At 70.2% G+C, this 20814-nt stretch carries 17 protein-coding genes and 1 pseudogene; 8 read left to right on the top strand and 10 right to left on the bottom strand.

Annotated elements, in window-relative coordinates; genetic code table 11:
• Positions 1–41: 41 nt before the first annotated feature.
• The 3 genes from BI06_RS18635 to BI06_RS46475 all read right to left on the bottom strand — a co-directional run bounded on the left by BI06_RS18635 (position 42) and on the right by BI06_RS46475 (position 2768).
• A complete protein-coding gene (locus BI06_RS18635; protein WP_043469223.1) occupies positions 42–668 on the bottom strand; it encodes an HAD-IA family hydrolase in 627 nt (208 codons plus the stop codon).
• 280 nt (positions 669–948) lie between these two features.
• Entirely contained in the window at positions 949–2184 is a 1236-nt protein-coding gene (locus tag BI06_RS18630; RefSeq protein WP_043469221.1) for an MAB_1171c family putative transporter, read from the bottom strand.
• A 140-nt stretch (positions 2185–2324) separates the two neighbouring features.
• Positions 2325–2768, bottom strand: a complete 444-nt coding sequence (locus BI06_RS46475) for a hypothetical protein (protein WP_233290184.1) — start codon at positions 2766–2768, stop codon at positions 2325–2327.
• A gap of 625 nt (positions 2769–3393) precedes the next feature.
• Between BI06_RS46475 and BI06_RS18620 the strand changes: the two genes are divergently transcribed.
• The gene (locus BI06_RS18620; protein ID WP_149030397.1) at positions 3394–3798 is read left to right on the top strand and encodes a hypothetical protein; all 405 of its coding nucleotides are present in this window, start codon (positions 3394–3396) and stop codon (positions 3796–3798) included.
• A 504-nt stretch (positions 3799–4302) separates the two neighbouring features.
• On the opposite strand, the gene BI06_RS18615 is transcribed toward BI06_RS18620, so the two are convergent.
• Positions 4303–5946, bottom strand: a complete 1644-nt coding sequence (locus BI06_RS18615; RefSeq protein WP_149030396.1) for a recombinase family protein — start codon at positions 5944–5946, stop codon at positions 4303–4305.
• Between the two features lie 67 nt (positions 5947–6013).
• Here BI06_RS18615 and BI06_RS18610 point away from each other — a divergent pair.
• The 3 genes and pseudogenes from BI06_RS18610 (at position 6014) to BI06_RS18600 (ending at position 9938) form a co-directional block, all read left to right on the top strand.
• Positions 6014–8097 (top strand): annotated as a pseudogene (locus BI06_RS18610) (thioredoxin domain-containing protein).
• Positions 8098–8193: 96 nt separating this feature from the next.
• On the top strand, positions 8194–9066 hold the full coding sequence (locus tag BI06_RS18605; RefSeq protein ID WP_043469213.1) for a GNAT family N-acetyltransferase: 873 nt from the start codon (positions 8194–8196) through the stop codon (positions 9064–9066).
• A 107-nt stretch (positions 9067–9173) separates the two neighbouring features.
• Positions 9174–9938, top strand: a complete 765-nt coding sequence (locus tag BI06_RS18600) for a sterol desaturase family protein (RefSeq protein WP_063794986.1) — start codon at positions 9174–9176, stop codon at positions 9936–9938.
• 46 nt (positions 9939–9984) lie between these two features.
• On the opposite strand, the gene BI06_RS18595 is transcribed toward BI06_RS18600, so the two are convergent.
• Complete coding sequence (locus tag BI06_RS18595) at positions 9985–10917, bottom strand: hypothetical protein (protein WP_030397065.1); 933 nt, start codon at positions 10915–10917, stop codon at positions 9985–9987.
• A 264-nt stretch (positions 10918–11181) separates the two neighbouring features.
• Here BI06_RS18595 and BI06_RS18590 point away from each other — a divergent pair, with 264 nt between their 5' ends.
• Together BI06_RS18590 and BI06_RS18585 are read left to right on the top strand one after the other, a co-directional pair.
• Positions 11182–11844, top strand: coding sequence for a papain-like cysteine protease family protein (locus BI06_RS18590; protein ID WP_043469211.1), 663 nt, complete (start codon positions 11182–11184; stop codon positions 11842–11844).
• Positions 11845–11852: 8 nt separating this feature from the next.
• Positions 11853–12725, top strand: a complete 873-nt coding sequence (locus tag BI06_RS18585; protein WP_043469209.1) for a hypothetical protein — start codon at positions 11853–11855, stop codon at positions 12723–12725.
• A 65-nt stretch (positions 12726–12790) separates the two neighbouring features.
• On the opposite strand, the gene BI06_RS18580 is transcribed toward BI06_RS18585, so the two are convergent.
• Entirely contained in the window at positions 12791–13447 is a 657-nt protein-coding gene (locus BI06_RS18580) for a TetR family transcriptional regulator (RefSeq protein WP_030397068.1), read from the bottom strand.
• An 8-nt stretch (positions 13448–13455) separates the two neighbouring features.
• On the bottom strand, positions 13456–15102 hold the full coding sequence (locus BI06_RS18575) for an MFS transporter (RefSeq protein WP_051741236.1): 1647 nt from the start codon (positions 15100–15102) through the stop codon (positions 13456–13458).
• 309 nt (positions 15103–15411) lie between these two features.
• Between BI06_RS18575 and BI06_RS18570 the strand changes: the two genes are divergently transcribed.
• Complete coding sequence (locus BI06_RS18570; RefSeq protein ID WP_043469207.1) at positions 15412–15951, top strand: hypothetical protein; 540 nt, start codon at positions 15412–15414, stop codon at positions 15949–15951.
• Here the strand turns inward: BI06_RS18570 and BI06_RS18565 are convergent.
• Positions 15922–16596 (bottom strand): hemolysin III family protein, encoded by a 675-nt coding sequence (locus BI06_RS18565; protein ID WP_043469913.1) that lies wholly within the window; start codon positions 16594–16596, stop codon positions 15922–15924. The genes BI06_RS18570 and BI06_RS18565 overlap by 30 nt on opposite strands.
• Positions 16597–16880: 284 nt before the next feature.
• On the opposite strand from BI06_RS18565, the gene BI06_RS18560 reads away from it, so the two are divergent.
• Positions 16881–18707 carry a phosphoenolpyruvate carboxykinase (GTP) gene (locus BI06_RS18560; RefSeq protein ID WP_030397072.1) on the top strand — a complete coding sequence of 609 codons (1827 nt, stop codon included), beginning with the start codon at positions 16881–16883 and terminating at the stop codon, positions 18705–18707.
• A gap of 250 nt (positions 18708–18957) precedes the next feature.
• Here the strand turns inward: BI06_RS18560 and BI06_RS18555 are convergent, their stop codons facing one another.
• Positions 18958–20172 (bottom strand): pyridoxal phosphate-dependent aminotransferase, encoded by a 1215-nt coding sequence (locus BI06_RS18555; protein ID WP_030397073.1) that lies wholly within the window; start codon positions 20170–20172, stop codon positions 18958–18960.
• Positions 20173–20283: 111 nt separating this feature from the next.
• The coding region (locus tag BI06_RS18550; protein ID WP_043469205.1) for a hypothetical protein at positions 20284–20814 on the bottom strand (531 nt) is incomplete at its 5' end.

The raw sequence follows: 20814 nt of genomic DNA, 5'->3' as shown, positions 1-20814 counted from the left end.
CCCTTCGCTGTTCCATGACCTCGGTACTCCGAGGCGCCGGCCTACGCTGCGGTGAGGTCCACGCCGAGCAGGTCGGAGAGAGTGGCCACCGTCTGCTTGGGGTCCTGGTTGTGCACCCCTGCGAGGCCGAGCTGCTCTGCCGCCTTGACGTACGCCTCGGTGTCGTCAACGAAAATGCACTCGTCGGCCGGCAGGTCCATGAGCTTGAGGGTGATCTCGAAAAGCTCCGGGTCGGGCTTGCGCAGGAGGTGCTGCTCGGAGATCACCACGACGTCGTACAGCCGCTCCAGGTCGTAGCCGTCGTACAGGTCCCACGGGGCGAGTCCAACACTGTTGGACAGGATGCCCACCTTGATCCCCGCTCGCCTCGCCGCAGCAGCCGCGTTGATCAGCAGCGGCTCGGGGCGAAGGTCGCCGAAGATGCGGCCCATCAGGCCGTCGGGGGACACGCCCAGCATCTTGCCGGCGAACTCGTTCCACTCGGTCTGGGAGACCGCGCCGCGCTCCAGGTCGCTGGTGATCCGGACGCCCGTCTCGTCCTTGTACAGGGCAGTGAGGCAGGCGCCCTGCGGCAGGCCCTCGCGCTGCTCGAAGGCGAGCACGGCGGGCAGCAGCGGTGTGGTCAGCACTCCGCCGAAGTCGAGGATGAGGCCAGTGCGGTTGGACATGCGGGAACTCCAGTGATTGCTGAGATTTCGGACGCTCGTCAAGACAGGACAGCGTCACGGCCCCGGCTACGTATGGTGACGGCATTAGGTGTGCGTCGCAGGCCAGGGTTCACCTGTGGGCGGATCAAGACCTATCTGTCCGCACACCCACGGTACCAAACGAGTTCATGCGGCGGAGGGTGCCAAATATCACTCGCCGACACGCTAATCAAGATCACCATGACCCGGCGCTCCGAGAATGAGGCTGCCCCAGGAATAACCCGGCGGAACTCATCGCGGGCTAAAGATCCGCTTCGATCCCCACTCTTGCCGCGCCCACGAGGAGCCCATCCGCCTGATCGTCGGTGATACCCGAATAGGCCGCGCTGATGCGTGCGAGCCACGCCGCTTCACTGTCGGTGTCAACGAAAGGCTTCTCCCGCAGAGGGGCAGAAGCGTCCGCACCCGCTGGCATGGTGTCAACGGCCCGGAGCGCGGCCTTAATCCAGTACGCCTCTGCGGCCGGCTCGGGATCAGAATGCGAAGCGGTAGCATCCTCTGCGGCGAACATCAGGTCTCGCGGAGCGTAATAGCGCAACTTCTCGCAAGCGTCGGCAATATCCTGGGTCCACCGGTCGAGGCGAACGTCGATGGGAACGCGCATGTGCACAAGTTCCGTGAAGCGCCCCCCAGGCGGATACAGGCTCGTACCTGGAAACGCCTTCACCAGGTCAAACCAGAGCGGGTAGATCCTGGCCAGGGTCCGCCACGTCTTCCACCGGCCTGCCGCCGCGCGGGTGGTGGGAATGCTCGCTCCGGCGGCGACGATCAGGAAAAGCAGGTTCATCCACATAGATTCGGCGTCTACGACAAACTGCACGGTGGAGGGGCTCAGAGGGAAGGCCACCGCGACCCACAGGAGGCCGGGACGGGCCAGTGAATGGACCAGCCCCATCCACATCGAAATCCCCATCAAACGCAGCCCGATACGCATGCTCGTGGTCTCGGCCTGTCGCGCTGCCCGGGTCCACTGATAACCGCACACCGCTGCCGTGACAAGCGGGAAGAAGTAGAAAACGGTCATGTAGACCGCCACTCCCCACTGTCCAGCGTGGTCGATGAGGAAATCTTGGCTCCGCTCCCTGCGGTCCACCACGGTGAAAAACAGAACCGTGAGCAGAGTGACGCCTACAGCCCCCGCCCCATAGGATGCGCGGGCGATCCAGCGCGTGACCGCTACGTGACGGGGTACCACCGCCTCCGTGCTCTTCCCATAGCTGGTGGCCACATAGGTCAGAGCTGCGATGGTCGCCGCAGTGCTGGCGAAGTGCCTCAGCAGGGCATCCAGGTCCACCACGGGGATTCGATCCGCGACACTCATTACTGCCGGCGTGTAGAGCCACAGGGCTACAGCGAATCCCGCGTAGCCGCCCCAGAGCGCCCGGCGGTGAAAGTCGCCGTAGCGAACTGCGGGGAATCGCCATACGACGATTACGGTCATCACTGCCGCAGTCAGGTATTTAAAGTAGTCCGACATGTAACCAGTACTATCTGAGCAGGCTGCACTTATCTCGGTCCCGAAGGTCGGCCGGTCGCAGTCTTAATTGCAATTGGGTGGACTGTGGAGTAGGTTATGAGGCCGGAGAAAGCGCCTCGATGGTCCCCTTTGAATCAGGGCTAGCGTCTGTGCCGCGGCGGAGCAACTGGATGGGCAAGCGACGACTCCAGGAGGCTGACCATGTCATCTCCCGCTATCGACTGGCGGCGCGCCAACCGCTTTATCAGCGAGGCCGAAAGCTCGGCCTGCTTCTCCTCGGGGCTGTCAAAGTCCACGCGTCCTTGGACCAGGGCCGACGGGAAACGGCGGATCACTTCCTGGCGGATGCGTTCAGGGACGTATCGCTCGACCTCGGCGCAGGTCAGGGTGGTCCCGTGGTCCAGCCATTCGTGCGCAAGCTCATGCAGGATGATGTGTTCGGTTTGATTTCTGCTTGAACGGCGGCGATAGAGAATGAGCGTGAACTCCGGCGTTTTAACCCGGAGGCCACATGCCGTTCCCAACCCCCCGTCGGGGTCATCCAGTGGCACTAGCCGAATCTGGCGACCCAGTGCCAGCTCCATATTCCGCACCAGTGCCTCAATGCTGAAAGGAGTGGGGATGGGGAGGCCAACGAGCAGTCTCTCGCATTCCTTTACGAGTGCGCGCTGTGAAGGTTCTCCATGCCAGCGCATAATCGCTCTACGCCAACGCTCTCTACGCCAACGCATAATCGCTCCATTGAAATACTGGTGTTCACCGCCGGCCCCACCCCGATACTCGTAGCGAGGTGCCAGTAGTCAGGAGCCTGTGCTTGAGGTGCGCGGTGGCCGGTCGATCGGCGGCCACGATTTATCGTACAAGGAGGAAAGTTCGATACGTCCGGTTCGGGCATGTTGCGAAGGTCACGCCACTCAGCGTGATGATTCCAAGATCGAATTTGAGCGACGGCGCCTTAATTGATCTTCGGCGCTTCTGGGCTGTCCTCAGCGTGACCATGCACCAGGGGCGGGCGATCGGCTGGAGCCACTGCCCCTGTCCACGAAGGCGACCGGCCGACCATCACGGTGCTTGCGGTGTTCGGCCTCGGCAGACAGGTGGAAGCCCTAGGTTGTGGGTATGGACGTGCAGAGCTTGTGGTGGCAGGCCGGGCGGCTGGCGTATGAGATGCCAGAGGCTGGCTGGCTGGAGCACCGTTGGCATGACTCAGTGCGCCGAGCAGCCGCCGCGCTGGAACCGGTCAACACCCCGGAGGGGTACAGCTCAGGGCCGTGGAGCTTCGCGCTTCCGACCATCGCGCTGACCGTCTACACCGGGCGAGATCAGCCGTCGGCCAAGGACGTGACGGTGGACTGGATCATCGAGCAGGTCGCGGACAGGGACGGGCTGGAGGGAAGGGTCCAATCCGGACTTGAGCGGTACAACAACCTGGCCGACGGCGACCGGATCGGCAAGCTCTTCTCCTGGCTCACCCAGTACCAGGAGCCCACCGGGCAGTACGGCTACGACCTGCCGTCCTTCGAAGACCTGCCCGGCGGGACGCTCCTGAGCACTGGCGTGCGGTGGGCCGAAGACCTCCTCACCCGCCACTACGTCAGCCCCGCCGCTTCCTGACCGTTACGGGCAGGAGAGTGCCGGCGGCGGCTCAGCCTGGCCGGACGGCGGGGCTCGGAGGACTGGGCCTGTTCGGAGGGTTCTGCCGTCTGCCGGGCGCCGGGCAGAACGATGTCGAGACCGGGTCGAAGAAGAAGTTCGAGCCGGGCGGCAGCCTCGGGTCGGGGGCGGGCGTGACAAGGCCACCCGAAGCAGGCGCCGGAGGGGTGCGGGGCCCGCTCGATAACGCTCCTACACCGAGTGCAGGTGGCCATCATCGAGGCCCCCGTGTCGTGCTCCACCGTTCGTCCCGTTCGTGCTCGCGGTCCTGGTCCCCCTCCGACCGTACGGCGCGCGACCTGCGAGCGAGACCGACCGCGAGGTGAGGTCGACCACGTCGGGCCGGGCACTGTGGCGGCCTCCGTCCTGGTTCAAGCAAACCCGGACAAGTGGCGGTGACGACACCCGGGAATTGTCGTCACCGCCGCTTTCCTGCGGAGCCCAGTCCGTTCAGAACCGGGGCTGCTACTTCCACACAGGGATGAGTCTCTTGGGGTTCGGTATCTTGTTCCCCTTCTGGCCAGGTAGAACCTGGACGGCGGCAAACATCTCGAACAACACCTGACGCTTCTGCGAAAGGTCATACTCGCCGGCTACCCACCTCTTGGCCACTACATCGGGCGCCTCATTATGCGTCGCTGCTGCCAACTCGAACTTGGCTCGCTCGCTGCGCAACTTCTTGACTTGCCTCTCCAAAGGAGGTGCCAAACGGTAGAACATCGCGTCGGGAACTTCGTCGTCCTGCCACTGCCGTTCCAACTCGGCGAGCTTGTCCGCCTTCTGCTGGAGCTTCTTCTCGTCAGGCCATGCGACCTTGACCGGAATGAATGTAGCCTCGGCCTTCTTCAGTTTCGCCAGCACCAGTCGCTGGAGCTGCTGGTCGACCATGGGTCCGGAGACCGCGTTGCGCGAGCACGTCGCGCAGGTGTAGACGTACGGGCTCCGCTTGCTCGCGGCCTTCGACCCACCCATGGGCTCGTTGCAGACGCGCGCCGTCACCGCCCCGTCCTTCTCCTCCTCGATGCGGTACTGGCACCGGAGAAGTGTCGAGCCCAGGTACTTGATGGTCTTCGGGATTCCAGTGATTCTCGGCGTTCCCGAGCCACGGGCAAGATAGGTGCTCCCCGCCCCGAAGGTGGCGCACACCGCCTCCCACTTCTCCGGTGTCGTCACGGTTTCCCAGACGCCCACGACCGGCTCACCGTCGTCATCCCGGGCGAGGTCGCCGCGGTTTGCGCGGTATCCGCACACGCGAGGAGCGGTCATCATCTGAGTGAGTGTCTGCGGGACGAGATCATGTCCGCGAGTGCCCGTCAATCCGCGCCGCTTCGATTCGTCGCAGAGGGTCTTTACTGCTTTCCCCTTGAGTCGCTCGTCAATAGCCCATGCCAGAAAGTCTGACTCGACCAGCCGAAGCGTCTCCCGGTCTTCCTCCCAGCCGAACGGTCTCGGGCCGCTGTGGGGCAGGCCGTCGAGTATTCGGTCCTGGTGCCAGTCGCGAATTCGCCGCTTCTTCTTCATGGACTCGGCCTTGTTGACCACCGCCATGATGCCGGTCTTGATGATCTCGCTTTCCTCGGTGAGATCCATTGGCCCCGACGGGGTGTAGAAGCGCCGGCTCGGATCGAGCGTGATCGCCTCGACAAAGTCCTCCCAGTCCCGGTCTGTCCTCTGCACGCGGTCCTGGTCCACGCAGATGACCCCGTGGACCGGGTAGCCCTCCGGGGTGTGTCCTCGCTTGAGGTCGCGGAGCATGGCCTGGAAGTCGGGCCGGACCACGTCGCGCTTCGAGGCCGACAGGTCGTTGTCGGTGTAGCGGTGGACGATCACGGCATCATGGCGAGCCGCGTTCCGGTCGTTGCGGCGGTGCTGATTGGCCACGCCCTTGCCAGCCGACCACGCGGACTTGGCGGCCTTCTGGCTGTTGTTCTTGCGCCAGTCGTCCGAGATGCGGGAGTAGGCGATCAAGAAGGGCGTGTCGGGGTGCAGCAGGGCAAGCTCCTCCGGCGGAGCGAGCCCGGCGGGCCTGCCGCGCAGCTCAAGATCGTCCGGCCCTGTTTCCTCGGGCGAGACGTTGGTCATGGCGTTCTGGTCACGGGTTGTGCTCAAGGTCTTACTCCTGGCCTGGCTGCTCGAAAGCAACGCCGGGCGGTCTGGATCATGCGACGATGACGGTATGAACCGACTCGCGAACGCGACGTCGCCGTACCTGCTCCAGCACGCCTCCAACCCAGTGGATTGGTGGCCATGGGGAGAGGAGGCGATGAATGAAGCGAAGCGACGGGACGTGCCCATCCTCTTGAGTGTGGGCTATGCGTCCTGTCACTTATGCTTCTACTAATTTACTGGTGCCATGTGATGGCCCACGAGTCCTTCGAGGACGACGGCACGGCGGCGTACCTCAACGAGCGGTTCGTCGCCGTCAAGGTCGACCGGGAGGAGCGCCCGGACGTCGACGCCGTCTACATGGAGGCGGTCCAGGCGGCGACCGGGCAGGGCGGCTGGCCGATGACCGTCTTCCTGACGCCCGGGAAGGAGCCGTTCTACTTCGGCACCTACTTCCCGCCCGAGCCCCGGCACGGCATGCCCTCGTTCCGGCAGGTGCTGGAGGGCGTGCACGCGGCCTGGCGGGACCGCCGCGACGAGGTCGGCGAGGTCGCCGGGCGGATCCGGGCCGATCTGGCCGAGCGGGCCTCCGTGTACGCGGTCGGCAGCGGGGTGCACACGCCGCCCGGGGAGGCCGAGCTGCACGAGGCGCTGGTCGGGCTCAGCCGTGATTTCGACGAGCGGCACGGCGGCTTCGGCGGGGCGCCCAAGTTCCCGCCGGCCATGGTGATCGAGTACCTGCTGCGCCACCACGCCAGGACCGGCTCCGAGGCGGCGCTGGAGATGGCCGTCCGCACCGGCGAGGCGATGGCCCGCGGCGGCATCCACGACCAGCTCGGCGGCGGCTTCTCCCGGTACGCGGTGGACGCCCGCTGGGTGGTACCGCACTTCGAGAAGATGCTCTACGACAACGCGCTGCTGCTCCGCGCGTACCTGCACCTGTGGCGGGCGACCGGCTCCCCGATGGCCCGTCGGACGGCGCTCTCCACCGCTGACTTCCTGCTGCGCGAACTGCGCACCCCCGAGGGCGCGTTCGCCTCCGCGCTGGATGCCGACAGCCTCGACGAGGAGACCGGCGCCAGCAGCGAGGGCGCCTACTACGTCTGGGAGCCGGGCCAGTTGGTCGATCTGCTCGGTCCGGCCGACGCGGCCACCGCCGCCCGGCTGTTCTCGGTCACCGCCGAGGGCACCTTCGAGCACGGCACCTCCGTGCTCCAGCTCCTCGCCGACCCCGAGGACCCCGCCGAGTACGAGGCGATCAGGGCGCGCCTGCTGGCGGCCCGCGCGGAGCGCCCGGCGCCCGCCCGGGACGACAAGGTGGTCGCCGCCTGGAACGGCCTCGCGATCGCCGCCCTCGCCGAGACCGGCGCCCTGCTGGACCGCCCCGACCTGGTCGCCGCCGCCGAACGCGCCGCCGACCTGCTGCTCGCCGTCCACCTCACGCCCGACGGCCGGCTGCTGCGCACCTCCCGCGACGGCCGTCCCGGCGCCAACGCGGGGGTGCTGGAGGACTACGCCGACACCGCCGAGGGCTTCCTCGCGCTGTATGCCGTCACCGGCGAGGCGGAGTGGCTCCAGCTGGCCGGCGGGCTGCTCGACACGGTGCTCAAGCACTTCGCCGACGAGGCGACCGGCGCCCTCTACGACACCGCCGACGACGCCGAGGAACTGATCCGGCGCCCGCAGGACCCGACCGACAATGCGACCCCGTCCGGCTGGACCGCCGCCGCGAACGCGCTGCTCGGCTACGCCGCCTACACCGGTTCGGAGCGCCACCGGACCGCCGCCGAGCGGGCGCTCGGCATCGTCGGGGCGCTGGCGCCGCGCGCGCCCCGGTTCGTCGGCTGGGGCCTGGCCGCCGCCGAGGCGCTGGCCGACGGGCCGCGCGAGGTCGCGGTGATCGGTCCGGCCGGCGACCCGGCGACGGCCGCGTTGCGCCGGACCGCGCTGCTGGGCACCGCGCCCGGCGCGGTGGTCGCGTTCGGCGAGCCGGGCGCGGGCAGCGACGACGTCCCGCTGCTGGCCGGCCGGCCGCTGGTCGACGGCGCGCCCGCCGCGTACGTCTGCCGCCACTTCACCTGCGACGCCCCGACCACCGACCCGGCTGTGCTCGCCACCCGGCTGGGCGCGCTCCAGGACGTGCCCGGCCAGTAGAAGAGCGGCAATAGAAGAGCGGCAGCAGAGGAGCAGCAGCAGAGCGGCAGTGGAAATGCGGTGGTGGGAGGCGCGGGAGCCGGGGGAGCATGGGACATGCCCTGGACCATCAGCAGCTCCCTCGACGACTTCCGCGCCCGGGCCGGCGGGTTCCTCGCCGCGCACCCGGCCGAGAACACCGTCCTGCTCACGATCACCGACCGGTTGGCGGCGCGCGGCCCGCACTACTACGGCGACTGCGTGCCGGTGTTCGGCTGGTGGAGCGCCGAGCCGGACGGGCCGGTCGCCGGTGCCTTCCTGCGGACGCCGCCGTTCACCCCGCGGCTGGGGCTGATGCCGGAATCGGCCGCGGCCGAACTGGCCGCCGAACTGGCCACCGAGCCGGCCGCCCGGCCGGCCGGGTCCGCGACGCTCACCGGAGTGGCCGGCGGTGCGCCCGCGACGCTGGCCTTCGGGGCCGCCTGGGCCGAGGCCACCGGCACCACGAGCACCGTCAGGACGAACGAACGGCTCTACCGGCTCGGCGAGTTGGCCGATCCGCCGCGTCCGCCGTCCGGCCGGTCCCGGCTCGCCGGAGCGGCCGACCGCGAGCTGCTGATCCGCTGGTTCGCCGAGTTCGCCGACGAGGTGGACATCCGGATACCCAACCTCGCGACGGTGGTGGACGACCGGACCGCCGCCGGCCAGCTGCACCTGTGGGAGGACGGCGGGCGGCCGGTCGCGGTGGCGGGGGCCAGCGCGGTGATCGCCGGGATGTCGCGGATCGGCCCGGTCTACACCCCGGGCGACGCCCGGGGCCGGGGCTACGCCAGCGGCGTCACGGCGGCCGCCTCGGCTGCCGCCCTCGCCCGGGGTGCGGCGGAGGTGCTGCTCTACACCGACCTCGCCAATCCGACCAGCAACTCGATCTACCAGCAGATCGGTTACCGGCCGGTGGAGGACTGTGTGGAGCTGGCCTTCGGCGACTGAGGCTCGCCTGCCGCCGCCCGACAGCTGCGGGAGCGGGAACCACCGGCGCCGGGCCGGCGTCGGACCGGTGGGGCAGGGCAGGGCAGGCGGGCGGAGGGGGCGCGACGGTGGACGCGGTACTCGCACGGGCGGCCCGGCTGGGGCCGCTGGAGGCGGCGGTCGGAGCACTGGCCGGCAACCTCGCGCTGTTCGTGGTGGCCCTGCTGGCCGGGGGCTGGCTGGTCCGCCGCTTCGGCGACCGGCGGCTGACCCCGGCCCCCGCGCCGCCGGAAGGCCGGGAACGGCTGCTGACGGTGGTCGCGGTGCTGCTCAACTCGGCCCTGGGGCTGGTCGGTTGGCTGCTCTGGCGAGCCGATCTGATCCGGCTCACCGCGGACACCGGGCCGCGGGCGCTGGCCGATCTGCTGCTGTTCTCGCTGGTGATGGACGCGCTGATGTACGGCGGCCACTGGCTGGCCCACCGCCGTCGGCTCTACCGGCTGGCGCACGAGTTGCACCACGCCTACCCGGACCCGCGCCCGGCCACCCTGTTCGTGCTGCACCCGCTGGAGGTGCTGGGTTTCGGCGGGGCCTGGATCGCGGTGCTCTGCCTCTGGCCGGGGATGTCCGCCGCGGCGCTGGCCGGTTACATCGGCGTCAATCTGGTCTTCGGTCTGCTCGGGCACCTCGGGGTGGAGCCGTTCCCGGTCCGGGTCCGGCGGCTGCCGGTGTTCCGCTGGGTGGCGCTGCCGATGTTCCATGTCGGCCACCACCATGACCCCTCGGTCAACCTGGGCTTCTACACCACGGTCTGGGACCGGTTGTTCGGCACCGTCGACCCTCGCTACGACGCCCGCCGACTGGCGTCGGACCCCGGCCGGTACGACCAGTAGCCGCCGGTGCCGGGTCGGGGCCGGCGCCGGGGTCGCTGCGGTCCGGCTACTCCCAGTCCCAGCTGATGCCCAGGAGGCAGGGCCGCAGGGCGGTCGCGACCAGATGGACGCAGTGGTGGCCGTCGAGGGTCAGCTCCTCGGTCTCGTAGGGCCGTTCGGCGGGGGAGCGGCGGGCGAAGCGGTGGCAGCGGACGGGGAGCGCCGCGGGGTGGAAGGTGATCTGGAGGACGTACTGCCCGGCGCCCGAGTTGAAGCCCCGGACGTACTCGCAGCTGGGGGTGGGGGACGGGGCGTCGTCGAAGCCGTAGCCGAGCAGGTGGGTGTCGCCCGCGCGCAGCCGCCGGTCCAGCAGGAGTTCGGCGACCAGCAGGTCGTGGGCCTGGTCGCGGCGGATGCGGCCGGGGCGGCAGTTCTCCTCGGCGCGGACGCCGACCCGGGTGATGTCGCTGCCGGGGTCGCCCTGGTGGATGGCGAGGTAGCGGTCGATCCCGTCCCGGTGGGCGCGCAGGGCGTGCTGGGAGTCGCGGCGCCGCAGCTGGCGGTCGGCACCGATCCGGATCCGCTCGATGTGGGTGATGGTGTGCAGGCCGGTGTCGCGCGGGCTGGACAGCTCGGTGAGCAGGTCGTCGACGGCGGTGGCCGGGCTGATGAGGTCGCGGTAGGGGCGGACGGGCGGGCCGGCCGGCTCGGCGGGTGTGCCGCGCCGGGGGCCCAGCAGTCTGGTGAGGGAGTGCGCGGGGAGGTCCAGGACCCGCTCCAACTCCCGTACCGCGCGCAGCGACTCCGGCCGCTCGGGGCGGCGGTGGCCCTGCTGCCAGTAGCTGAGGCTGGTGACCCCGATGTGGACGCCGCGCAGCGCGAGGTGGTCGCGGACCCGGTGCAGGGCGAGGCCCCGGACGGCGATGGCGGTGCGCAGGGCGAGGTGGAACGGGCCGGTCCGCAGCGCGGTGGCGAGGTCGGGGTGGTCGGTCCGCTGCATGCGGCCTCCTCGGGGGGCGGACGGGGCTGGCCCGGTCGGTCGTGAATATTCACATGTGGAGGGGGGTTTGTCACCGGTCGGGGCGTGACTGGCTGGGGTTCCCGGGCCGGCGTTCACAACGGGGCGGGTGCGTTCACACCCGGCGGAAGGGGCTCCGAGGGGCGTTGACCGGCCATGTCAACAGCGCGATGCTCGGTGGCGCGATCCGGACCGCACCCCCACACCTCTCGACTCCTCTGCCTGTCGCAAGGAGGACAATCCCCCATGTCAGTCGTACGGACACGCCTGCGTCGCACCGTCTCGGTGCTCGCACTCGGCGTCCTCGGCCCGGCGCTCAGCGTCGCGGCCGTCACGCCGGCCCAGGCCACCCCCACGGCCTCGTCCGCCTCCGTCCAGGCCCAGCGGGTACAGCCCGCGGCCGCAGGTGCCACGGCCGATCTGGCCGGCACCTTCAAGAAGCTCAACATCACCATGCAGCAGCAACAGCAGACCAACTGGTGCTGGGCGGCGAGCGGCAACACCATCGCCACCTGGTACGGCTACACCTACAGCCAGAACCAGTTCTGCAACGCCGCGTTCGGCCGTTCGACCAACTCCAGCTGCCCCAACAGCCAGGCCACGCTGGGCGATGTGCAGAACGGCCTGAGCTGGGTCGGCATCAACCCGGGCTCCTACGTCACCGGCTATCTGCGCTACAGCACGGTGCAGACCGAGGTGAACGCCAACCGGCCGATCGAGACCCGGATCCAGTGGAGTTCCGGCGGCGGCCACATGCACGTGGTCTACGGGTTCGACACCTCCAACAACTGGGTCTACTGGGGCGACCCGTGGCCGTCCAACACCCGTTACAACTGGGCGGACTACAACTACTACGTGTCGAACGGCACGTTCTCCTGGACCCACTCCCTGTACCGGATCGGCGCGTGAGGGGCGACATGAGCAGCATGCGTGATGCCGCGGCCGTCCGCGGCGCGTCGGTCGTCCTGCTGGCCGCCGGCCTCGGCCTGGTCCTCGCCCCGGCCGCCTCCGCGGCCGGATCCGGCGGGGTGCCCGAGCCGGTGCCCGCGGCGGAGCTGGCCCAGGCCCGCGGCGCGGTGCAGAGTCCGGCGGTGCTGGACCAGGTGGGCCGGTTCTTCGCCCGCAAGGGTGCCCCGTCGACCGGGCAGTTGACGGTCGGGGCGGCCGAGGAGGCTTCGGGTGCGGCGGCGGCCGCGCCCAGGCTGGCCGGTGACACCGTGCCGGTCTACCTGCTGGACGCGGACTTCGTGTCCGGTGCCCCGGGCGCCCCGGTGGCCCGGGCCGAGTTCACCGCGAGCAAGGTGGTCGCGGCGGACGGCCGGATCGCCTCGGTCTGGACGGTCAAGCAGAACGGCGGCTGGCGGGTCGTCAACATCGCCACCGGCGGCGACGAGAGCGACTACGCGGCGCGGGCGGCGGCCGGCGGTGGCGGCACGGCGTTCCGCGAGCCGCAGATCAACGCCTGGTACGTGCTGCGGGACGGCCGGGTGCTGCCGCTGGACGACGAGGCGCGCCGCTCGGTGGGCGAGGCCGGGGTGAGCCTGGCCTCGTACCAGGGGCTGGTCCGGCAGCGGTACGGCGACAAGCTGCCCGGCTCGGCGTACGACCGGGCGGGCAAGGGCGGCGGCTACGAGCCCGGCGCCCAGCAGGCCGCCGGTGCACCGGTGAACGGCGGCAGCGCGCTGCCGGCCGTGACGGCGGTCGCGGCCCTGGGCGTCACCGCGCTCGCGGGCGCGGGCCTGGCGCTCCGGCGGCGGGCGGCGGTGCGCTCGGCGGATCCGCGCGGCTAGCGGATCGGCCCGGACGGCAGGACCGGCGGCGGGGCGTTCAGCCCGGCCGCCGGTCCTGCCGTGCGTCACGCCTCGCTGAACCCGTCCTCCAGGATCGCGAAGGTGCGGTGGACGAGTTCGACGATGTCCTCGGTGCCGCCGCCCTCGGCCCACTGCAGCACGGTCTCGGTGGTGGCGCCGCCGATCGCGGCGGCGATGATCCGCATCGCGTAGGTGGGCTCCCGCACCCCGGCCCGCCGGGTCAACGCGGTGAGGTAGAGCTGCTGGGACTCATTGCCGCTGTCGATCATCCGGGCGCGCAGCGCGGGCACGTCCTTGGTCAGCCGCATCCGGACGAGCAGTTCCTCGCGCTCGTGCTCCAGCAGCTGCCGCAGCAGCCCGATCAGGGCCTCCCGGCAGGACCGCAGGAACGGTTCGTCGGCGGGGCGGGCGAGCAGGGCGTCGATCATCGCCGGGTCGTACTCGTCGGTGAGGACGAGGTCCTCCTTGGTGGCGAAGTACCGGAAGAAGGTGGACGGGGAGACCTCGGCGGCGGCCGCGATCTGGTCGACCGTGGTGTTCTCGTAGCCCTGCTCGGCGATCAGCCGGTAGGCCTCGCGCCGGATGGTCTGGCGGGTCTTCAGCTTCTTCCGCTCGCGCAGCGACAACGGCGCCTCCAGCATCGCCTGGATCGGGTTGCCCGTTCCGGCCGGAGGTGCCGTTGCCGACTGCGGTGCGCTCATGTCTTCGATTATCCGTGATCGGTCGCGGGCACGACGGCCTGCCCGGGCTCTCCCGGTTCTCCGGCGGGCGCGGCCGCTCCGGCGGCGGCACTCCCGGCCCCGGCACCCCCGGCGGCGGCCGGCTCCTGCTGGGCGGTGGCCCCGGCGGGTTCGGTGGCCGGCATCCGCAGCGCCACGAGCACCGCCGACAGCACCGCGATCACCCCCGAGACCAGCAGCACGACCGTCATCCCGTGCACATAGGCACCGTGCGCCGAGGCGGCCAGGGCGGGGTCGCCGGTCGCGGCGGCGACCGCGTCGGCGGCGACCACCGAGCGTCCGGCCCGTTCGGCCGCGCCCGCCGCGAGCCCGCCGGTGTCCAGCGCCCCCCGGTAGGAGTCGGCCAGCAGGCTGCCGAACACGGCCACCCCGATCGCGCCGCCGACCTGGCGGAAGGTCTGCAGCAGCCCCGAGCCGACGCCGGCCCGGGCGGGCGGCAGGGTGAGCAGGGCGGTGGCCTGCGCGGTGATCAGGGACAGGCCCATGCCGACGCCGAGCAGGGTGAGCCAGACCGCGGCGAGGGCGTAGCCGTCCGAGACCTCGGTGCGGCTGCCGATCAGCAGCGCGCCGGCCAGCAGGGCCAGCCCGAGCACGATCACGGCCCGGGGGCCGGTCCGGGCGACCAGCCGGTCGCTGAGCCGGGCGGCCACCATCAGGCCGAGCATCATCGGCATCAGCCGCAGACCGGTGCCGAAGGCGTCGGCGCCGAGGACGCTCTGGAAGTACAGCGGGAGGACGAAGAAGGCACCGAACAGGACCAGTGACACCAGCGTCGCGGCCACCGTCGACCAGCGGAAGCCGCCGTCGGCGAGCAGGGCCAGATCGAGCATCGGGGCCTGCTGCCGCCGGCTGCGCAGCACCAGCGCGGTTAGCGCGACCAGCGCGCCGCCGACCGTGCCGAGCACCAGCGGGTCGCTCCAGCCGCGCTCGGGGCTCTCGATGATGCCGTAGGTGAGCGCGGCCAGTCCGCCCGCGCCGAGCAGGGTGGCGGGCAGGTCGATCCGGGGTGCGGCCGGGTTGCGGGTCTCCGGCAGCAGCAGGGTGCAGGCGGTGATGCCGATCACGACCAGCGGCAGGTTGATCGCGAAGATCGCGCCCCACCAGAAGTGCTGGAGCAGGAAGCCGCCGATCAGCGGGCCGAGCGGGGTGCCGACGGCCAGCGCGGCGGCCAGGATCGCGGTGGCGCGGCGCTGCTCGGCGGGCGGGAAGAGGCCGGGGATCACGGCCATGGACATCGGCATGACGAGCGCGCCGGCCAGGCCCATCGCGGCCCGGGCGGCGATCAGGGTGCCCGGGCTGTCGGCCAGCATGCCGACGGCCGAGGCGAGGCCGAACAGGCCGAGGCCCAGGGTGAGGGTGAAGCGGCGGCCGAAGCGGTCGCCGATCAGCCCGGCCGGGAGCATCACGGCGGCGAACACCACGGTGTAGGAGTCGACGATCCACTGCTGCTGCCCGGTGGTGGCCTGGAGCTGCGAGGCGAGCGTGGGCAGGGCCACGTTCAGGACCGTCATGTCGAAGCTGATCACGAGGACGCTGAGTGCGACCGCGACGAGGGCGAGCCAGCGCCGCGGGTCCGGCCCGGGTGGGGCCGCCTGGTCGGTGGGCGGGGTGGACACGGGAACCTCCGGGGCCTGCAAAGGGGAGTCTCTGTCAAATGACAGTAACTCCCAGAATATGGGTGCCCGTCAATGCCGAATCATGGTTCCGGATCGACTACCCTCCGTGATGTGTCCTGGAAGTGCGCGTTCCGCACGGGGAATTGACGCAACGTTGATCTGTCGTTCGCCGCCTTTGGGCGGTTACGGGTGACTGTCGGTAGATACCATGTGGCCGTCGGTCAGTGCGGACCGGTGCGTGCCGAGAGCGGAGAAGGGGTGGGGCGGCACGGGCCGACCACGAGCCCGGCGCAGGAAGGGGAAGCCGAAATGGCCGATCGGGAGTCGGGTGCCCAGATCTGGGGCGCCGCAGTGGTGGTTGCCTCGGCGCTGGCCGTGGTCGCGGCCTATCTGATCAACGGTGCCGCACTGGTGCTGCTGGTCGCCGGGGTCGAGGTGCTGCTGTTGATGGTGTACGTGGGCCGGCGCTGGCGGCTGCTCCGCCAGGCGCCCGAGCCGGACCGCCGGGTGGCGCCGAAGGGCCATCGGACGGCGGGCGGCACGGTGGACGCCGCGCACTGCGAGCGCTGCCGCCGGGCCCGGGAGGCGATCGACGCGCGGCAGGCCGGGCGCCAGCCGCGGACCCCGCACGCGTACGACCGTCACGACCACCACGACCGGTCGCGCGAGCGTCGGCGCGAGGGGCCGCGCGAGCACGGGTCGTACGAGCACGCGCCGCACGAGCGGGCGTCGCACGAGCGCCCGGTCCGGGAGTGGACAGCGGAACGGGCGGCCGTCCGGTCGCACGACCGGTCGACCGCCCGTCATGGGGCGCCGGGTTCAGCCGGCCGCGCTGTAGGCCACCAGTGAGACGCCGACGTACTGGGTGATGAAGGCCCCGAGGGTGAAGGCGTGGAACACCTCGTGGAAGCCGAACCAGCGGGGTGACGGGTCGGGCCGCTTGAGCCCGTACACCACGCCGCCGATGCTGTAGAGCACCCCGCCGACGATCATCAGCACTATCACCGCGACCCCGCCCGTGCGCAGGAAGTCCGGCAGGTAGAACACGGCGGCCCAGCCCAGCGCGATGTACACCGGCGTGTACAGCCAGCGCGGCGCGCCGACCCAGAAGACCCGGAACGCGATCCCCGCCAGCGCACCGCCCCAGACCGCCCAGAGCAGCACCTGCCGGGCGGCGCCGTCCAGCAGCAGGATGGTGAACGGCGTGTAGCTGCCGGCGATGATCAGGAAGATGTTCGCGTGGTCCAGCCGGCGCAGGACCGCGTCTCCGCGCGTGCCCCAGGTGAACCGGTGGTAGACCGCGCTGACCCCGAAGAGCAGCCAGGCACTGACCGAGTAGATCGCGCACGCGACTCTCGGGGCCCCGGGTTCGGCCAGGCAGATCAGCACGATCCCGGCGGCCACGGTGGCGGGGAACATTCCGGCGTGCAGCCAACCGCGCCACTTCGGCTTGAGCGGCGCACGCTCCGCGCTCTCCAAGAGCTCAGCAGTCATGAGCCGCATGCTACCCGCTACCTACGGATCCGTAGGTTACCCACCCGTAGGAAGTGGCGCTCATCACGACTTGGACGTTTTGGAGCATTGGCAGAGGGGGTGGAGGGGGGCCGAGGTGCCTCGCAGTGCACTGCTACTGGCTGGTAATCATCCTTACTGTAGTAAAAGATGCGTCAACTTTGCCTTCTTGCCGCGTTCCGGCCCAAGGTGCGGAGCTACGCTGCAAGCACCCTCAACCCCCGCTACGCCGTCTCCCCGCCGGGATGGCGTGAAACGGAGCGATCGTGTCGAACGAGAACTCGGCTGCTCTCAGCGCCGCGCCGACCCGCCACCAGCGCCTGCTGGCGTGGGTGCGCGAGATCGCGGAGATCACCCAGCCGGACCGCGTCGAATGGTGCGACGGTTCCGAGGAGGAGTACCAGCGCCTCGCGGACCTGCTCGTCGCCCAGGGCACTTTCAAGAAGCTCAACGAGGACAAGCGACCCAACTCCTACTACGCCGCCTCCGACCCCACGGACGTGGCGCGGGTCGAGGACCGGACCTTCATCTGCTCCGAGCAGGAGAAGGACGCCGGCCCGACCAACCACTGGAAGGCCCCCGCCGAGATGCGGGAGATCTTCCAGGGCGAGCAGGGCCTGTTCCGCGGCGCCATGAAGGGCCGCACCATGTACGTCGTCCCGTTCTCGATGGGCCCGGTCGGCTCCCCGCTGGCCGCGTACGGCGTCGAGATCACCGACTCCGCCTACGTCGCGGTGTCGATGCGCGTGATGACCCGCATGGGCCGCGCGGTGCTGGACCAGCTCGGCGAGGACGGCGACTTCGTCAAGGCCGTGCACACCGTCGGCGCCCCGCTGGCCGAGGGCCAGGCGGACGTGCCGTGGCCGTGCAACAGCACCAAGTACATCTCGCACTTCCCGGAGAGCCGCGAGATCTGGTCCTTCGGCTCCGGCTACGGCGGCAACGCCCTGCTGGGCAAGAAGTGCTACGCGCTGCGCATCGCCTCGACCATGGCCCGCGACGAGGGCTGGCTGGCCGAGCACATGCTCATCCTGAAGCTCACCCCGCCGTCGGGCGAGGTCAAGTACGTGGCCGCCGCCTTCCCGTCGGCCTGCGGCAAGACCAACCTGGCGATGCTCCAGCCCACCGTCCCGGGCTGGAAGGTCGAGACGATCGGCGACGACATCGCCTGGATGCGCTTCGGCGCCGACGGCCGCCTGTACGCCATCAACCCCGAGGCCGGCTTCTTCGGCGTCGCGCCGGGCACCGGTGTCGACACCAACGCCAACGCGATCGACACCCTCTGGGGCAACACCGTCTTCACCAACGTCGCGCTCACCGACGACGGCGACGTGTGGTGGGAGGGCCTCACCGACGAGAAGCCGGCCCACCTGATCGACTGGCGGGGCGACGACTGGACGCCGGAGTCCGGCACCCCGGCGGCGCACCCGAACGCCCGCTTCGCCGTCCCGGCCGCGCAGTGCCCGACCATCGCCCCCGAGTGGGAGGACCCGGCGGGTGTGCCGATCTCGGCGATCCTGTTCGGCGGCCGCCGGGCCACCGCCGTGCCGCTGGTGACCGAGTCCCGCGACTGGCAGCACGGTGTCTTCCTGGGCGCCAACATCGCCTCCGAGAAGACCGCTGCCGCCGAGGGCACCGTCGGCGAGCTGCGTCGCGACCCGTTCGCGATGCTGCCGTTCTGCGGCTACAACATGGGCGACTACTTCGCCCACTGGCTGAAGATCGGCGCCGCGGCCGACGCCGCCAAGCTGCCGAAGATCTACTACGTGAACTGGTTCCGCAAGAACGCCGACGGCCAGTTCGTCTGGCCGGGCTACGGCGAGAACAGCCGCGTGCTCAAGTGGATCGTCGAGCGCCTGGAGGGCAAGGGCGAGGGCGTCGAGACCCCGATCGGCGTGCTGCCGACCGTCGAGGGCTTCGACCTGAACGGCCTGGAGCTGTCGAAGGAGGACCTCGACCTGCTCTTCACCGTCGACGCCGACATCTGGCGTCAGGAGGCCGCGCTCGTCCCCGCGCACCTGGAGATGTTCGGTGAGCACACGCCCACCGAGCTGTGGGACGAGTACCGAGACCTGGTCGCCCGCCTCGGCTGAGCCTGAGCCTCAGCAGGAGCGGTAGAGAGACCGGTGTGCCGCACGAAACGCGCACCGGTCAGCGACAGGACGGCCGGAGACCCGACGGACGATCTTTCCCCGACCAAGGAGATCGCCCGACCGGGACTCCGGCCGTAGCGTTTTTCCGAGTGCCCCGAGTGCCCCGAGTGCCCCGAGTGCCCCGAGTGCCCCGAGTGCCCCGAGTGCGCCGCGGCCGGGCCCGGTGTTCCGGAACCCCGCTGCGGGGGCGCTACGGCTGGGTGTAGCCGCTCAGGAAGACACCGATCCGGGTGACCGCGTCGGTGATCTCCTCCGCGCGCGGCAGGGTGACCAGCCGGAAGTGGTCCGGCTCGGGCCAGTTGAAGCCGGAGCCCTGGACCAGCAGGATCCGCTCGGCCCGCAGCAGGTCGAGCACCATCCGGGCGTCGTCCTTGATCTTGAACACCTTCGGGTCCAGCCGGGGGAAGGCGTACAGCGCGCCCCTCGGTTTCACACAGCTGACCCCGGGGATCTCGTTGAGCAGCCGGTAGGCGGCGTCCCGGGACTCCAGCAGCCGCCCGCCGGGCAGCACCAGGTCCTTGATCGACTGCCGCCCGCCGAGCGCCGCGGCCACCGCGTGCTGGGCCGGCATGTTGGCGCACAGCCGCATCGAGGCCAGGACGGTCAGGCCCTCGACGTAGCTGCGGGCCCGGGTGCGGTCCCCGGAGAGCACCATCCAGCCCGAGCGGAAGCCCGCGACCCGGTAGGACTTGGACATGCCGTTGAAGGTGACGCAGAACAGGTCGGGTGCCAGCGTGGCCAGCGGGACGTGCTCGGCGTCGTCGTAGAGGATCTTGTCGTAGATCTCGTCCGCGTAGATCACCAGCTGGTGCCGGCGGGCGATCGCGACCAGCCCCTCCAGCACCTCTCGCGGGTAGACCGCGCCGGTGGGGTTGTTGGGGTTGATCACCACCATCGCCCTGGTCCGGTCGGTGACCTTGGCCTCGACGTCGGCGAGGTCCGGGTACCAGTCGGACTGCTCGTCGCAGCGGTAGTGGACGGCGGTGCCGCCGGCCAGCGAGACGGAGGCCGTCCACAGCGGGTAGTCCGGGGCGGGGACGAGCACCTCGTCGCCGTCGTCCAGCAGCGCGGTCATCGCCAGCTGGATCAGCTCGGAGACGCCGTTGCCGAGGAAGACGTCCTCGACCGTCAGGCCGTGCAGCCCGCGCTCCTCGTAGTGCATCACCACGGCGCGGCGGGCGGAGAGCAGGCCCTTGGAATCGCCGTACCCGTGCGCGGAGGAGAGGTTGCGCAGGATGTCCTGGAGGATCTCCGGCGGCGCGTCGAAGCCGAACAGTGCCGGATTGCCGGTGTTGAGCTTCAGGATGCGGTGGCCCTGTTCCTCCAGCCGCATGGCCTCTTCGAGCACCGGACCGCGGATGTCGTAACAGACATTGGCGAGCTTGCTGGACTGGATGACCTGCATGCCTGCCTACTTTAGGGGCACGAACGGGCGGCCCGGCGCGTGTCGTGGGACACCCGTCGGACCGCCCGGACGCTGCTGTTCCGCTACCCCTTCGATCGGGAGGCGGAGGCGTCAGCTGGCCTTCCAGATCAGCGGCTGGGTGTCCAGAACGCTACCGAAGACGAGGAACTGCGGCGGGGTGCCGTCCGGAACGAGATAGACGGCACACTGCTGCTGGGTCTCGCCGTCGGCCAGGGTGCCCGGCTTCTTGCCGGAGTCGCACTGCGGGATCGACCGCAGGACGGTCGGGGCGGACAGGATGCCGGTGCCCTTGGGCTCGGTCTGCACCTTGAACCGCATCATGAAGTACTCGTCCTGCAGCGGGGCGCCGGTGCGGTTGGTGAAGTTGACCGTCACGTAGTACGGCGTCCTGCCCGCGGTGTCGGCCGGCTTCCAGTTGTACGGCGCGATCTCGGCCGCGGTGCCCTTGACCACCGAGACCGGGGTGACGTCGGCCTTGGTCTTGCCGAGGTAGCTCCCGGTGGCGGTGAGCGCGAGCGGGTTGTCGAAGGTGATCTTGCTGTTGCCGCCGCTCGCCCCGCCGATCGGGTTGCCGCTGGTCGCGGCCGAGGGCAGGCCGCCCGCGGTCGGGCTGCCGCCGCC

Origin of the sequence: Kitasatospora sp. MBT66, assembly GCF_000710405.2 — a bacterium.
GTDB lineage: Bacteria > Actinomycetota > Actinomycetes > Streptomycetales > Streptomycetaceae > Kitasatospora > Kitasatospora purpeofusca.
The sequence above is the reverse complement of the archived record's forward strand: the minus strand, read 5'-3'. Positions and strand labels throughout refer to the sequence as shown.